Here is a 13,879-nt window from a genome sequence, read left to right as displayed (position 1 = left end):
GGGGAAGCTTTGCTGCGATATTGCGTAAAAGATTTAAAGACATTTAAGCAAAATTTTAAACTGAAAAGGCGTTTTTGTTTAAGCAAATTAAACTTAACGGTTTATGTGATGCGAATTCGCAATGTGGACAGCTTGGTGCAGTTCTACCCCGAGACCTTGACCTATCTGCGGCTGCTGGCTCGGCTGACGCATTTGGCGATGGTGTTGGCGCCCGGCTGCGTTTTGCTGCTGCTTGAGCCGGTTTCGGCGGAGGCCCGCGGGCAGGCCGTGCAGGTCTTGCTGCTTGCCGGCGTCCTGGCCTTGCTGTCTTTTCAGGCTTTTGGCGTCTACGGCGGCGGCATGTTTCTGCGTCAGCTGCGTTTGCGGCCCTTGGCCGCGGCGTGCGCGCTGCTGTTTGCGGTCTTGTGGCTGGCGCGCGGGCTGTCGCCGGCGCTGGCGGCCTTGCCGGACCGGCTATGGCCGGTCTGGTTCGCGACGACGCTGACGCTCTTGCTGTCGCAGCGCTTGCTGGTGCATGTCTGGTGCCGCCGGCTGGTGCGCCGCGGCGTGGGCCTGCAACGCACGGTGATTCTGGGCTGTACCGCCAGCGGCCACCTGCTGGCCGGCTTCCTGCGGGAGAACGCGGACATCCGCGCTTGCGTGATTGGTTTTGTCGACGACCGCTCCGACCGTTTGCAGCACGCGATGGCCGGCCTGCCCTATTTGGGCGGCATGCAGCGGCTGGAAGCGATGGTGCGCGAGGGCGAGGTGCAGCAAATCCTGGTGGCGCTGCCCTGGGCGGCGGTCAAGCGGATGGGGGATTTGGTCAGCCTGCTGCGGCGCTTGCCGGTGACGGTGCTGCTGGCGCCGGACATGGCGGGCTTGCGGCACGCCCATCATCGGGTGAGCGCGGTGGCCGGGCTGCCCATGTTCAATATTTCCGAGCGGCCGCTCAAGGGCTGGTCGCCCTTGCTCAAGCGCTGCGAGGACGTGTTGCTGGCCGCTTGCGCGCTGACGCTGGCCGCGCCGCTGATGTTGTTGATCTCCGCGGCGATCAAGCTGGATTCGCCGGGGCCGGTGTTGTTCCGGCAGCGGCGCTACGGCTACAACAACCGCCTGATCGAGGTCTACAAATTCCGCTCCATGTACGTGGAGCAGGCCGACGCGGACGCCGAGGCGCAAACCACGCGCAGCGATCCGCGCGTGACCCGCGTCGGCCGTTTCATCCGCAAGACCAGCCTGGACGAGTTGCCGCAATTGCTCAATGTGCTGGGCGGCAGCATGTCCATGGTGGGGCCGCGTCCGCACGCCACCGCCACCAAGGCCGCCGGCGTCTTGTTCGAGGACGCGGTGGCGGAATATTCCGCCCGCCACCGGGTCAAGCCGGGCATTACCGGCTGGGCCCAGGTCAACGGCTACCGCGGCGAGACCGACACGCTGACCAAGATAGAGCGCCGGGTGGCGCACGATCTCGAATACATCGAGAACTGGTCGCTGTGGTTCGACGCCTACATCCTGATCCGCACCCTGCCGGCCGTGCTCTCGGCCGACGAAGCCTATTGAGGCCGCCATGCAAAGCCCAAGACCAGAACTGATTCCCTGCATCGTGTCCGGCGGCGCCGGCACCCGTTTGTGGCCGGTGTCCCGGCAAGCGTTTCCCAAGCCCTTCATCCGGCTGGCCGACGATCAGAGCCTGTTGCAGAAAGCCTTTCTGCGCGCCGCGCGCCTGCCGGGGGTGAAACGGGTGATGATCATCACCAATCAGCAGGCGCAGCTGCGCACCCTGGACGAATGCCGGGCGGTCAACGTCGGCGGACTGGCGCTGGAGCTGCTGCTGGAGCCGGAAGGGCGCAACACCGCGCCGGCGCTGGCGGCGGCGGCCGCGGACCTGCTGGAGCGCGAGCCGGAGGCCAATCCGCTACTGCTGGCGTTGCCGGCGGATCATCTGATTGCCGACGAAGCCGCCTTCGCCGCCGCGGTGGAGAAGGCCGCGCGGCTGGCCGTCGCCGGCCGCATCGTCGTTTTCGGCCTGACGCCCAGCCGCGCGGAAACCGGCTTCGGCTATATCGAGGCCGGCGCGGCGATCGGCGCCGACGGCCAGGAGGTGGCGCGTTTCGTGGAAAAGCCGGACCGCGCCGCCGCCGAGAGCTATCTGGCCGGCGGCCGTCATCTGTGGAACAGCGGCATGTTCTGTTTTTCCGCCGCCGCGCTGTGCGCAGAGCTGGCCGAACACGCGCCCCAGGTGCTGGCGGCGGTGCGGGACTGCCTGGCGCACAGCCCGGCGTCTCCGCACGCGGACCACAGGCTGCGCGCGCTGGAGCATGAGCGCTTCGGCCGCTGCCCGGACATTTCCATCGACTATGCGGTGATGGAGCATACCCGCGCCGCGGCGGTGGTGCGCTGCGAGCTGGGCTGGAGCGATATCGGCAACTGGGACAGCCTGGCCGAGCAGTTCCCGGCCGACGCGGACGGCAACCGCGTCAGCGGCGACGCCTTGCTGCGGGACAGCCGGGATTGCTTCATCCAGAGCCGCGGTCGGCTGATCGCGATGCTGGGCGTGGACAATCTGGCGGTGGTGGACACCCCGGACGCCTTGTTGGTGGCCAAGCGCGAGCGCAGCCAGGACGTGCGGGAGCTGGCGCGGCGGCTGCAGGAGCAGAACCATCCGGCCTGGCGGCTGCACCTGAGCTCGCAGCGGCCCTGGGGCCATTACACCGTGCTGGCGGACAGCGAGCGCTACAAGATCAAGCGCATTGTGGTGAAGCCCGGCGCGGCGCTGTCCTTGCAGATGCATCATCACCGCAGCGAGCACTGGATCGTGGTCAGCGGCACGGCGATGGTGACCCACGGCCAAGAAGAGCGCTTGCTGCACACCAATGAATCCACCTTCATTCCCGCCGGCGAAACCCATAGATTGAGCAATCCCGGCCTGATCGACCTGGTGTTGATCGAGGTGCAGAGCGGCGAATATCTGGGCGAGGACGACATCGTGCGCTTCGCCGACGACTACGGCCGTTCGGAGGCCGCGCCGTGAGCCGAACCGCGCTGATCCTGCCGGTGCGCAACGCCGGCCGCCATCTGGACCGGCTGCTGCCGGCGCTGGCGGCGCAAAGCCTGCGCCCGGACGAATGGCTGGTGCTGGACAGCGAGTCCAGCGACGGCAGCCGGGCGCGCCTGCTGGCCGCCGGCGCCAGCGTGGTGCCGGTGCGCGCCGCGGACTTCAATCACGGCGGCACCCGCCGGCTGGCCAGCGAGCTGACCGACGCCAAAGTGCTGATCTATCTGACCCAGGACGCCATTCCCGCCGGCCCCGACGCCCTGCGCCGCTTGCGCGACGCGCTGCTGGCGGAGGACGACATCGGCGTCGCCTACGGCCGTCAACTGCCGCAGCCGGACGCCGGCTTGCTGGGCGCGCACGCGCGCCGCTTCAATTATCCGCCGTTCAGCCGCACCAAGCGGCTGGCCGACGCCGCCGAGCTGGGCATCAAGACCTGTTTCAGCTCGGACTCCTTCGCCGCTTATCGCCGCGAGGCGCTGCGCGGGGTGGGCGGTTTCCCCGTGGACGTGATCGGCTCCGAAGACGCTCACGTCGCCGGCCGCATGCTGCTGGCCGGCTGGTCGGTGCGCTACGAAGCCGCCGCCTGCGTCCACCATTCCCACGATTACGGGCTGTGGGAGGAAATGCGCCGTTATTTCGACATCGGCGTGTTTTACGGCCGCGAGCGCTGGATAGCCGAACGCTTCGGCCGCGCCGGCGCGGAAGGGCGGCGCTTTGTGCGTTCGGAACTGGAGACGGTGCGCCGCGCCGGCCAGCCTTGGCGGCAGTCCGAAGTGCTGCTGCGCTGCGCGCTCAAGCTGGCCGGCTACCGGCTGGGCCATGTCGAACGCTGGCTGCCGCGCGCGCTCAAGCGCCGCCTCAGCATGTTCCCCGCTTATTGGAAATGAACGCGATGACCACCGCCAAGCTCGCCGCCGTCTTGTTGTCCGCCCTTGTGGGCGGACTGACGGCCTGTTCCACCCCCAGCACCATCGCGCTGCCGGACGCCAAGACCGTGGAAGCGCGGCGGCTGGCGCTGCGCGACATCAGCCAATTGCCGCCGCCGACGACGCGGGTGATGAACGGCGACACCCTGCGCATCGTCCGCGACGCGCAATCCCCGGCGGAAAAAGACGAGATGGCGCTGTTCTTCGTGCGCCCGGACGGCAGCTTTTCCTATCCCAACGCCGGCCTGGTCCGCGGCGGCGGCCGCACGCCGGAGGAGATAGGGGCGGAGATCACCGAGCGGCTGTCCGCGCTGTACCGCCAGCCGCAAGTCACCGTCAACATCGCCATCGCGCCGGGCAACCGCGTCTTCGTCGGCGGCGCGGTGCGCAATCCGTCCGCCTTCGAGCTGAGCGCCGCCGCCAGCATCGAACAGGCGGTGATAGGCGCCGGCGGCGTGCTGCCGTCCGCCGACAGCGAGCACGTGGCGCTGCTGCGCATGGACGAGACCGGCCTGTATCAGATTTATTTCACCGATCTGGCGCGGATGCTGGACCCGGCCGCCGGACGGCGCGGGGTGATGCTGCAGCGCGGCGACATCGTGTTCGTGCCCAAGTCCGCCATCGGCAAGGCGGTGGAAGGCGTGGACATGTACGTCAACCAGCTGCTGCCCTTCTCCAAGGCGATAGGCATAGGACTGAATTACGACCTGGGCGGCAAGGGCAGCAACAACGTCAACATCCAGAACAACCCCACCATCAAGGCCGGCGGCTAGCCCCTGGTCCGCACCGGCGATAGCGATATGATAGAAATCCGCTCCTTCCGCGACCTGGCCCGCCTGTTCTTCATCTTCCAGCGCGAGTTCAAATGGGCCTTCGTCGCCACCGTGCTGGTGGCGGCGCTGGGCGCCTTCCTGCTGCCGGCCCGCTACGAATCCGAAGCGCGGCTGCTGGTCAAGCCCGGCCGCGACACCAGTACGTTGCCGATCGAATACGCCGACCGTCAGACGCTGGTGGCGCCCAGCACTCAGCGCGACCCCATCGTCGACGAGGAAAAGCTGCTGACCGGCCGCCCCATCATCCACCAAGTGGCCGACTACTACCTGAACGAGATGCGCTCGCCGCCGCCGCAAGGCTGGTGGAAAACCGTCAAGCACCGGCTAAAGCAGGCGGCCGGCGCTGTGCTGGACGGCGCGCGCGACGCGCTGGCCCTGATCGGGGTGGTGGAAACGCAGACGCCGCAGGAGCGGCTGGCCGCCAAGCTGGAAAAGCAATTCAGCGTCAGCCACCAAAGCGGCTCGGCGGTGATGGAAATCGCTTTCAGCTGGGACGATCCGGCGGTGGCGCGGCAAGTGCTGAACAAATGGCTGGCGCTGTACATCGACGAGCGCAGCCGCGCGCTGGGGCGCAAAAGCCTGTACGCGTTTTACGAAACCGAAAGCGGCAAGCTGGCCGAGCAGATCGCCGGCTACAAGGAGCGGATCGGCCAGCAATTGCGCCAGATCGACGGCATCAGCTCCAAGGAGCGTCTGGACAGCCTCACCGACCAGCTCAACAAGCTGGAGGCGGCGCGCCGCGCCGATCAGGCGGAGTGGACGGCGATGCAGGGCGGCATCGCCAACGCCCAGGCCAGCGGCGGCAAGCTGCCGCGCGAAATCGTCAAGGAGCGCGAACTGAGCCTGAACCCGGCGCGGCAAGACCTCAAGCTCAAGCTCAACGGCCTGGAGCTGGAACGGCTGGACAAGCTCAAGACCTATCTGCCGGACGCGCCGCCCATCCGCGAATTGGATGAAAACATCGCCGCGCTTAAAAACTTGATCGCCCGGGAAAAAGACACGGTGCAGCGCTCGGAAAACCGCGCGCCCAGCGATCTCGTCAATCTGCTGGAGCGCGGCAAGTTGGAGCGCGGCATGCGCGCCGGCGAACTGAAGGCCAAGGTGACGGCTTACGACAAGGCCATCGCCGAGCTGAAGGACGAGCGCGCGCGCATTCTCGGTGTGGAGCCGGAGCTGTCGCGGCTGGAACGCAATCTGGCGGTGGCGGAAAAGAACTACCTGCTCTACCGCGACAGCCTGGAAAAAGCGCGCATAGACCGCGAGCTGGACAATAGCCGCATCAGCAATATCGCGGTGATAGAGCAGGCCACTTTCAGCCCGGCGCGCGTGTTTCCCAAGAGCCTGGCCATCCTGCTGGCCGCGGCGCCGGCGGGCCTGGCGGTGGGCCTGTTCGCGCTTTACCTGTGCTATCTGCTGGACCAGCGCATCCACGACGGCGGCGGCGTAGAGCGCCGTTTCGGCGTGCCGCTGTGGAGCACGCTGATGGAGCTGGAGCCGGGGCGGACCCCGCCGCCGGCCTTCGAGGCCAGCGTCTATCGCCTGTACAGCCAGTTGCCGGCCGACAAGCTGGCGCGGGACGGCCTGGTCATCGGCCTGGCGTCGTCGCGGCGCGGCGAGGGCGTCAGCTTCGTCGCCGGCCATTTTTTGCGGGTGCTGGCCGAGCGCGGCGTGCCGGCGCGGCTGGCCGCCGGGGACGCGCGCGTCGCCGCCGGCGAGGTGGCGCTGATCGAAGCGCCGGCGCTGCTCGACAATCAGCAGGCCTTCGTGCAGCTGAAGCGCGCCGATCTGATCTTGCTGGTGGTGGAGGCGCGCGCCTCCACGGTGCCGGTGGTGGAAAACGCGCTGGCCATCCTGGGCGCCGCGTTCGGACAGGTAGACGGCATTGTGCTCAACCGCCGCCGTTTTGAAATCCCCGCCGCCGTGTTGAGAGGCGCGGCGCGTTGGAAAGGAGAAGGCCGATGAAGATCGCCCTGCTGGCTCCGCTGCCGTCGGAGCAAAACGGCATCGCCGACTACGCCGACGCCTGGCGTCGGGCTTTGGAAGACGAAGGCGTCAGCGTCGTCTCCCCGCTGGACGGGCAGCCGCTGGCGCTCAACGCGCTGGAACTGTCCTGGCAGATGCAGAACGTGGACTGGCGGCGTTTCGATCTGGTGCACGCGGAACTGGGCGGCGGCCGCTGCGGCGAATTCATGGCGCTGGAGTGGTTGGCGCGCCATCAGCCGGGCTTGAGGCTGACGGCCACCGTCCATGATCCGGAACGCCTGGTCTGGCGGCCGCCCGGCTTGCCGCGGCGGCTGCCGCGCCCGCTGGCCCAGGCCGCGGCCTTGCTGGCCGCCCCGCTGACGCTGGCGCGCGAGCGGCGGCTGGCGCGGCGCTTGACCCGGCTGGTGACGCTGACGGCCACCGGCGCGGAAGGCCTGGCCCGGCGGATGCGCTTGCCGGACGGCCGGGTGTTCCACATTGCGCACGGCAATCGCGAAATCGCCGCCGAACCGCTGCCGGCCTTGCCGCCGCAGGGGCCGTTGCGGCTGCTGTACTTCGGCTACATCTACCAGGGCAAGGGCATAGAGGATGTGCTGGACGCGCTGGCCCTGCTGCAGCAAGAACCGGACACCCGGGACCGGGTGCGGCTGACCCTGGCGGGCGGGGTGGCGCCGGACGTCGCCTTCGGCCGCTCCGGCTCTTATCTGGAATCCCTGCGCCAGCAAGCCATCCTGCTGGGGCTGCACCGGGACATGCTGGAATGGCGGCCGGACCTGCCGGCCACCGACATCCCCGGCCTGATCCAGGCCCATCACGCCATGGTGCTGCCGTATCGGGAATCGTGGAAGCTGGCCTTGCTGGGCCGGATGTGCGGCGCCAGCGGCGCGCTGTCCTGGGCCGTGGCCTGCGGCCGCGGCGTGGTCTGTTCCGACGCGCGCGCGCTGGCCGAGGAGGCCTCCTTTGGCAACGGCGAGGTCTACGCCCGCGGGGACAGCGCGGCGCTGGCCCGGACCCTGATCAGCCTGCTGCGTCAGCCCGAGCGCTTGCGTCTGCACAGCGAACAGGCGCGCAGCCTGGGGCGGGAACGCGCCTGGCCGCGCGTGGCGACGCAGTTTCTGCGCATGTTCCAGACCGCGTTGGGGGAGAGGGCGCATGGCTAGCGCGCGCGGCGCGGCGTGGCGGACGCTGGTCCTGGCGGCGGCGCTGACGTTGGCCGCGGCCGGCCCGCGCGCCGAAACCACCGAGTTGACCGCCGGCCGGCCGGTGGTGTGGCGCGACTTTCTCGGCGTCAACGCGCACTTCCTCTGGTTCACGCCGGAGCAATACCAGCGCCAGATGCAGCAGCTCAAATCGCTGGGCCTGAGCTGGGTGCGGGTGGACCTGCATTGGGACCGCCACGAACCCAAGGAAAACCAGTTCGTGTTCGCGCCGCTGGATCAGCTGGTGGACACGCTGAAGGCGCAGAAGCTCAAATCGGTGTTCTACCTGGTGGGATCGGCGCCCTTCGCCAGCAGCGTGCCGCCGCTGCTTGGTTCCAGCGACCAGTACCCGCCCAAGGACGACAAGGTGTTCGCCAAGCGCATGGCCATGTTGGCGCGGCGCTATCCGGCGGTGGACGCCTGGCAGGTGTGGAACGAACCCAATCTGCCCGGCTTCTGGCGGCCGCTGCCCAGCCCGGAAGGTTACGGCCGCTTGCTGCAGGCCAGCGCGGAAGCGCTGCGCGCCGCGGCGCCGGGCAAGCCGGTGGTGATGGCCGGCATGGCTTATTACAGCCAGATGCCGGTGCGCGGCGGCCTGATGCTGGAGGAACTGGGCAAGAAGGGCACGCTGAATCTGAAAACCATCGTCGCCTACCATCCCTACAGCCAGCAGCCTGAGGGCGATGACCCTAAAACGCGGGACTTCGTGCTGCGCGCTCAGCAGATCAACGCCCGGCTGCGCCAGGTCAAGGCGCCGGGCATCTGGGCCACCGAATGGGGCTGGTCCAGCTACGCCGGCCCCAAGGAAGAGCAGGACATCATCGGTCGCGACGGCCAGGCGGATTATTTACTGCGCCGGCTGGCGCTGATGAGCGCGCTGGACTACGACCGCGTCTTTCTGTTCGCGCTGTCCGATCTGGACCAGCGCGCCAGCGCGCGCGACCGCGGTTACGGCTTGCTGGATCTGAACGGCAAACCCAAGCCCGCCTACAAGGCGCTGGCGCGCTTTCTCGCCATCACCGGCCCGCGGCTGGAGCCGGCGCCGCCGCCGCGCCTGGACGCCGCGCCGGACGGTTTGTACAGCATCGCCTGGCGCAAGCCGGACGGCGCGCGGCTGTGGATGTTCTGGAGCGCGAACGGCGGCGCGGCGCGCTTGCCCGGCGTCGCCCGCGCCACGCTGCGCCAGCCCTTGAGCGGAAGCAGCGCGGCCTTGAGCGCCGCCGGCGACAGCCTGAGCGTGGCGGTGAAGCCGCAGCTGCAAATCCTGGAGTGGCGAGAATGAAGCCGGCCTCTCTTTCCCTTGGCGGCTGCCCGCCGCTGCGCATTCTATGGACCCTGCCGTATCTGCCCTGGCCCACCACCAGCGGCGGCAAGCTGCGCCAGTTCCAGCTGCTGCGCGCCTTGGCGGCGCGCGGCCACCGCATCACCTTGCTGGTGCAGAGCAAGGAACCGGCCAGCGAGGCCTGCCGCCGCCAGCTGGAAGGCATTGTGGAACGGCTGATCGTGCTGCCGCGCCGGCCGCTGAAGCACCCGCTGACGCTATTGGCGGCGGCCTTGGGGCCCTACCCGATGCTGGCCAGCGTCAACGGCCTGTCGCCTGATCTGAGCCGCACTTTCGACGGCCTGCTGCGCCAGCGTTGGGACGTGGTGCAGATCGAGCACAGCTACGGCTTGCAGCCCTTCCTGGAAGCGCTGGACCGCCGCCGTCAGCCCTTTTTGCTGACCGAGCACAATGTCGAGTCCGAACTGGGCGCGGCCACCTATCAGCATCTGCCGCGCTGGTGCGCGCCCTTCGTCTGGTGGGACCGCTGGCGTTACCGGCGTTGGGCGGCCCTGGCGCTGAACGCCGCCGAGCGCGTCGCCGCCGTCACTTGGGAGGACGCCGCGGCGATGGCCCAGCACAGCGGCCGGCTGGTGGACGTGGTGATCAACGGCGTGGACGCCGACGCCTTCGCCGAAGTCCGCCCGGATTACGCCAGCCAGCGTCTGCTCTTCGTCGGCAATTTCGAATACCCGCCCAATCGCGACGCCGCCGTCTGGCTGGCGGCGGAAGTGATGCCTAGGCTGTGGCGGCGCTTGCCGCGGGCGCGGCTGGCGATATGCGGCTACGCGATGCCGGAGGATTGGGCGCGGCGCTGGCCGGACGCGCGGCTGGAGTGGCTGGGCTTCGTGCCGGAACTGCCGACGCAGCAGCGCCGCGCCGCGGCCTTCATCGCCGGACTGCGCCAGGGCGGCGGCTCCAAGCTCAAGGTGTTGGAGGCGCTGGCCGCCGGCCTGCCGCTGCTGAGCACGCCGCAGGGCGCGTCCGGGCTGGACCTGCGTCCCGACAGCGAATACCTGCGCGGCGACGACGCCGAGCAATTGGCGGAGGCGGCGGCCGAGCTGCTGAGCCGGCCGGAGCGCGCGGCCAGCCTGGGCGCGGCCGGGCGCGAATTCGTGCGGCGGCGGCACGATTGGGCCATCGCCGCCGACCAGCTGGAAACCTTGTACCGGGAGCTGAGACATGCGCATCGGAATTGACTACCGCCCGGTGACCGCCGCGCCGCGCTCCGGCATCGCGCGGCAAGTGCTGGCGCTGGAGGCCGCGCTGGCGGCGCGGCCGAACGTGGAAGTGCTGCGTTTCACCGCCTGCCCGGCCGACCATCCCCACCGGAGGCTGGCGGAATGCCCGGCGCGGCCCAGCCCGGCCGACGGGCTGCATCGCCCGCGCGAGCGCTGGCATTTCGAATGCCGCTTTCTGCCGCAGGCCATCCGCGCCCGGCGGCTGGATCTTTACATCGCCACCGCCAACACCGGGCTGCCGCCCTGGCGCGCGCCCGGCGGCGTGCGCTACGCCATGCTGTTGCACGACGTGTTCCAGCTGACCCTGGACAACTACCACGTCAGCCTGCTGCGCGCGCTGGCCTATCGCGTGATCGATTGGGCCGGCACCGCGCGCTCCCTGCAACGCGCCGACGCGGTCTGGACGCCGTCGCAATTCACCGCCGACGCCGCCGCGCGGCTGTTCCCGCGCCAGCGCGCCAAGCTGGCGCTGCTGCCCAACGCGGTGCCGCAGCCGGCGAGGCCGGCCGCGGAGCCGCCGGCCGGCTTGCCGGCGCGTTATTGGCTGGCGGTGGGCGCGCGCGAGCCGCGCAAGAATATGCCCTGGTTCGTCGAGCAATGGCGGAAAGCGCGTCAGCGCCAGCCGGACCTGCCGGCGCTGGCGCTGGTGGCGCGGCCGGAGGACCTGCCGGCGGAGCTGCGGCGGCTGGACGGCCTGATCTGGCTCAGCGATCTGGACGACGCCATGCTGAGCGCGGTGTACGCGGGGGCGGAACGGCTATGGCAGCCGTCCTACGCCGAAGGCTTCGGCCTGCCGGTGATCGAGGCGCTGGCGCAAGGCACGCCGGTGGCGGTGGCCACCGGCTCCGCGCTGGACGAGGTCGCGCCGCCGCAAGCGGCGCGATTCGCCCCCAACGACGGCGGCGAGCTGCAAGCCTTGATGCACCGGCTGGCCGCGGCCGGGCCGGACGGCGACGTCGACGCCAACCGCGCCTGGGCGCGCCGCTACGATATGGACGCCTACCGCCGCCGCGTGGATCAACTGCTGGACAGGCTGCTGGCATGACGCCGCTGAATCGCGCGCTCGCCCTGAGCTGCGGGCTGTTGTTCGGCGGCCTGCTGGCCCTGCTCAGCCCGGCCGCCGCCGCGCTGGCGCTGGCCGCCGCCTGCGCCGGCGTCGCCGTGCTGCGCGCGCCCTTGCTGGGACTGGCGCTGTTCGGCCTCGCCGCCACCCTGGCGCCTTACGCCACGGTGCAACTGGGCGTGCGCGTCACCGTGTCCGAGGCCTTGCTGGGCCTGGCCTGGCTGGGGGCGCTGCCGCGGCTGGCCGTCGGCCTCCTGCAATGGCCGCGCGGCCGCGCCGAAGAGCTGCTGCTGTGGCTGATGGCCTTCAGCCTGCTGCCGTTTCTGGCGGGCCAGCTGATGGTGCAGGCCGACGGCAACGGCCCGGTCAACTGGGCGCGCTGGCTGCTCAATCTGTCCGCCTTGTTTCTGGCGCCGCTGCTGCTGCCGGACGAACGCAGCCGCGACCGCCTGATCGTGACGCTGCTGCTGGGCACGCTGGCCATGCTGCTGCTGTCCATCGGCTATTTCCTCAAGGACCGCGACGCCAACAGCTTCATCCCGGTGCTGGAAAAACTGCGCTACGCCCATCCGGAAGCGGTGCGCGACATCTTCTCCGCCAACTACACCCGCATGGCCTCGCCCTGGGTGCATCCCAATCTCACCGGCGGCGCGCTGGCGCTCTTCCTGCCGCTGGCCTTCTTCTACGGCCTGGCGCAGCGCGGCTGGCGGCGCTTGCTGGGCCTGACGGTGGCGCTGCTGGGCGCGGCCGGCCTACTGTTCAGCATCTCGCGCGGGGCCATCGTCAGCCTGGCGCTGGTCTTGCTGTGGCTGAGCTGGCGGCGCGCGCCGCACGCCGGCCGCATCATCGGCCTGGCCGCGGCGCTGGGCCTGGCCCTGGTCTTGTTCTATCCGCCCTTGCAGGAACGCCTGGCCACCACGTTTTCCGCCAGCAACGCCAGTACGGAAATCCGCATGGACGAATACCGCCGCTTCCCCGACGCGATGCGCGCCTATCCGCTGGGCCTGGGCTTCAAAGTGGATCCGCCGCCGCCGGACAGCGGCCTGCTCGGCATCTCCAACCTCTGGCTCAATTACGTTTACAAGCTGGGCGTGCCCGGCATGCTGCTCTTCGTCGCCGTCACCGTCGCCTGGTGGCGAGAGGCGCGGCCGCGCGGCCCGCTGTCCGCGCTGGATCCGGAGCGCGCGATCTGGCTCGGCACCCTGTCCGGCTTGCTGGCGGCGCTGCTCACCGGCCTGTTCGACCACTACTACAGCTTCACCATGGTGCTGATCGGCCTGTTCTGGCTGCTGATGGGCGTCAATCTGCAAGCGGCGCGCCGGCTGGCCGGCCGCGGCGATCCGCTATTGAGCGCCGTCGCGCCCTCCGGCCCGAAAACCGTTGATCCGAAAGCGAAACCGCGATGAAACCCACCGATCTTCCCGCCGCGCCGGCGCTGACGCTGCGCCACCGCATTTACCACAGCAGCGCGCTGCGCGAGCGGCTGGACGGCTACGCCGCGCGTCTGGGCGCGCCGGCGGCGGAACTGGCCGCCGCCTACGACTGGATGCTGGCCAACAACGTGGCCTTCGAGGAGGGCGACGCCGCCGAACCGCGCGTGTCCATCGTCTCCGTCGACATGGAAAGCCGCATCCCGCACCCCTTGGCTAGCCGCTTTTACGCGCTCTTGCGCGACGAAGTGCCCACCCAGCTGGTGCCGCGTTACGGCCTCAACTGGGCCACTTTCAAGGACCGCTGGCTGCGCGCCTGGGAGCAGGGCTACAACATCCTGATCAACAAGCTGCCGTCCCACCACCTGCGGCTGGCCTGGCTGCGCCTGGGCGGCGCGCGCATCGGCAAGGGCTCCAGCGTGTGGCGCAACACCGAGGTGCTGGGCGTCAACAATCTGGTGATAGGCGCGGACAGCTGCGTGGCCTGGCACTGCCTGCTGGACGCGCGCGCCGGGCTGATCATCGGCGATCATGTCGCCATCGCCTCCTACGCCAAGATCATCGCCGGCAGTCACGACCTGAGCGCGCCGGAATTCTGGTCGGTGTCCGCGCCGGTCTATATCGACGACTACGCCTGGATCGCCACCGGCGCGCTGATCGGCCACGGCGCGCGCATCGGCCGCGGCGCGGTGGTCACCGCCAACACCGTGGTGGGTAAGGAAGTGGCGCCGTACAAGATCGTCGGCGGCAGCGGGGCCAAGCCCATGGGCGAGCGGCCGCGCGATCTCAACTACAAGGTGGGCGGCAAAGGGCTGTTCACCCTGTTCCACTAATGACACTGAGTCC

General features: G+C 69.4%; 11 protein-coding genes. All 11 read left to right on the top strand.

Annotation, left to right across the window (positions count from 1 at the left end):
* Positions 1–108 precede the first annotated feature (108 nt).
* The 11 genes from HQN78_RS17330 to HQN78_RS17280 are packed head-to-tail and all read left to right on the top strand — an operon-like array spanning position 109 to position 13,866.
* Entirely contained in the window at positions 109–1,542 is a 1,434-nt protein-coding gene (locus tag HQN78_RS17330) for an undecaprenyl-phosphate glucose phosphotransferase (protein ID WP_235085166.1), read from the top strand.
* A 7-nt stretch (positions 1,543–1,549) separates the two neighbouring features.
* A complete protein-coding gene (locus tag HQN78_RS17325) occupies positions 1,550–3,013 on the top strand; it encodes a mannose-1-phosphate guanylyltransferase/mannose-6-phosphate isomerase (RefSeq protein ID WP_235085163.1) in 1,464 nt (487 codons plus the stop codon).
* The gene (locus tag HQN78_RS17320) at positions 3,010–3,924 is read left to right on the top strand and encodes a glycosyltransferase family 2 protein (protein ID WP_235085160.1); all 915 of its coding nucleotides are present in this window, start codon (positions 3,010–3,012) and stop codon (positions 3,922–3,924) included. Before HQN78_RS17325 ends, HQN78_RS17320 begins: the two co-directional genes overlap by 4 nt.
* A gap of 5 nt (positions 3,925–3,929) precedes the next feature.
* Complete coding sequence (locus HQN78_RS17315) at positions 3,930–4,736, top strand: polysaccharide biosynthesis/export family protein (RefSeq protein ID WP_107801483.1); 807 nt, start codon at positions 3,930–3,932, stop codon at positions 4,734–4,736.
* Positions 4,737–4,763: 27 nt separating this feature from the next.
* Positions 4,764–6,758 (top strand): hypothetical protein, encoded by a 1,995-nt coding sequence (locus tag HQN78_RS17310; protein WP_235085158.1) that lies wholly within the window; start codon positions 4,764–4,766, stop codon positions 6,756–6,758.
* Positions 6,755–7,939, top strand: a complete 1,185-nt coding sequence (locus HQN78_RS17305; RefSeq protein ID WP_227106302.1) for a glycosyltransferase — start codon at positions 6,755–6,757, stop codon at positions 7,937–7,939. Before HQN78_RS17310 ends, HQN78_RS17305 begins: the two co-directional genes overlap by 4 nt.
* Positions 7,932–9,260 (top strand): cellulase family glycosylhydrolase, encoded by a 1,329-nt coding sequence (locus HQN78_RS17300; RefSeq protein ID WP_235085155.1) that lies wholly within the window; start codon positions 7,932–7,934, stop codon positions 9,258–9,260. The genes HQN78_RS17305 and HQN78_RS17300 overlap by 8 nt, the downstream gene beginning before the upstream one ends.
* Complete coding sequence (locus tag HQN78_RS17295; protein WP_235085153.1) at positions 9,257–10,498, top strand: glycosyltransferase family 4 protein; 1,242 nt, start codon at positions 9,257–9,259, stop codon at positions 10,496–10,498. Before HQN78_RS17300 ends, HQN78_RS17295 begins: the two co-directional genes overlap by 4 nt.
* The gene (locus HQN78_RS17290) at positions 10,482–11,585 is read left to right on the top strand and encodes a glycosyltransferase family 1 protein (protein ID WP_227106306.1); all 1,104 of its coding nucleotides are present in this window, start codon (positions 10,482–10,484) and stop codon (positions 11,583–11,585) included. The genes HQN78_RS17295 and HQN78_RS17290 overlap by 17 nt, the downstream gene beginning before the upstream one ends.
* Complete coding sequence (locus tag HQN78_RS17285) at positions 11,582–13,009, top strand: O-antigen ligase (protein ID WP_235085151.1); 1,428 nt, start codon at positions 11,582–11,584, stop codon at positions 13,007–13,009. The genes HQN78_RS17290 and HQN78_RS17285 overlap by 4 nt, the downstream gene beginning before the upstream one ends.
* Positions 13,006–13,866 (top strand): acyltransferase, encoded by an 861-nt coding sequence (locus HQN78_RS17280; RefSeq protein WP_199225973.1) that lies wholly within the window; start codon positions 13,006–13,008, stop codon positions 13,864–13,866. Before HQN78_RS17285 ends, HQN78_RS17280 begins: the two co-directional genes overlap by 4 nt.
* The last annotated feature ends 13 nt before the right edge of the window (positions 13,867–13,879 follow it).

The organism is Chromobacterium sp. Beijing (assembly GCF_021496765.1).
Taxonomy (GTDB): domain Bacteria; phylum Pseudomonadota; class Gammaproteobacteria; order Burkholderiales; family Chromobacteriaceae; genus Chromobacterium.
The sequence above is the reverse complement of the archived record's forward strand: the minus strand, read 5'-3'. Positions and strand labels throughout refer to the sequence as shown.

Excerpts from the sequence above, each read along its gene's own strand:
- HQN78_RS17290 (WP_227106306.1), top strand. The coding sequence starts at position 10,482 with ATGCGCATCGGAATTGACTACCGCCCGGTGACCGCCGCGCCGCGCTCC.
- HQN78_RS17300 (WP_235085155.1), top strand. The coding sequence starts at position 7,932 with ATGGCTAGCGCGCGCGGCGCGGCGTGGCGGACGCTGGTCCTGGCGGCG.
- HQN78_RS17295 (WP_235085153.1), top strand. The coding sequence starts at position 9,257 with ATGAAGCCGGCCTCTCTTTCCCTTGGCGGCTGCCCGCCGCTGCGCATT.
- HQN78_RS17315 (WP_107801483.1), top strand. The coding sequence starts at position 3,930 with ATGACCACCGCCAAGCTCGCCGCCGTCTTGTTGTCCGCCCTTGTGGGC.
- HQN78_RS17305 (WP_227106302.1), top strand. The coding sequence starts at position 6,755 with ATGAAGATCGCCCTGCTGGCTCCGCTGCCGTCGGAGCAAAACGGCATC.
- HQN78_RS17310 (WP_235085158.1), top strand. The coding sequence starts at position 4,764 with ATGATAGAAATCCGCTCCTTCCGCGACCTGGCCCGCCTGTTCTTCATC.
- HQN78_RS17330 (WP_235085166.1), top strand. The coding sequence starts at position 109 with ATGCGAATTCGCAATGTGGACAGCTTGGTGCAGTTCTACCCCGAGACC.
- HQN78_RS17280 (WP_199225973.1), top strand. The coding sequence starts at position 13,006 with ATGAAACCCACCGATCTTCCCGCCGCGCCGGCGCTGACGCTGCGCCAC.
- HQN78_RS17285 (WP_235085151.1), top strand. The coding sequence starts at position 11,582 with ATGACGCCGCTGAATCGCGCGCTCGCCCTGAGCTGCGGGCTGTTGTTC.
- HQN78_RS17325 (WP_235085163.1), top strand. The coding sequence starts at position 1,550 with ATGCAAAGCCCAAGACCAGAACTGATTCCCTGCATCGTGTCCGGCGGC.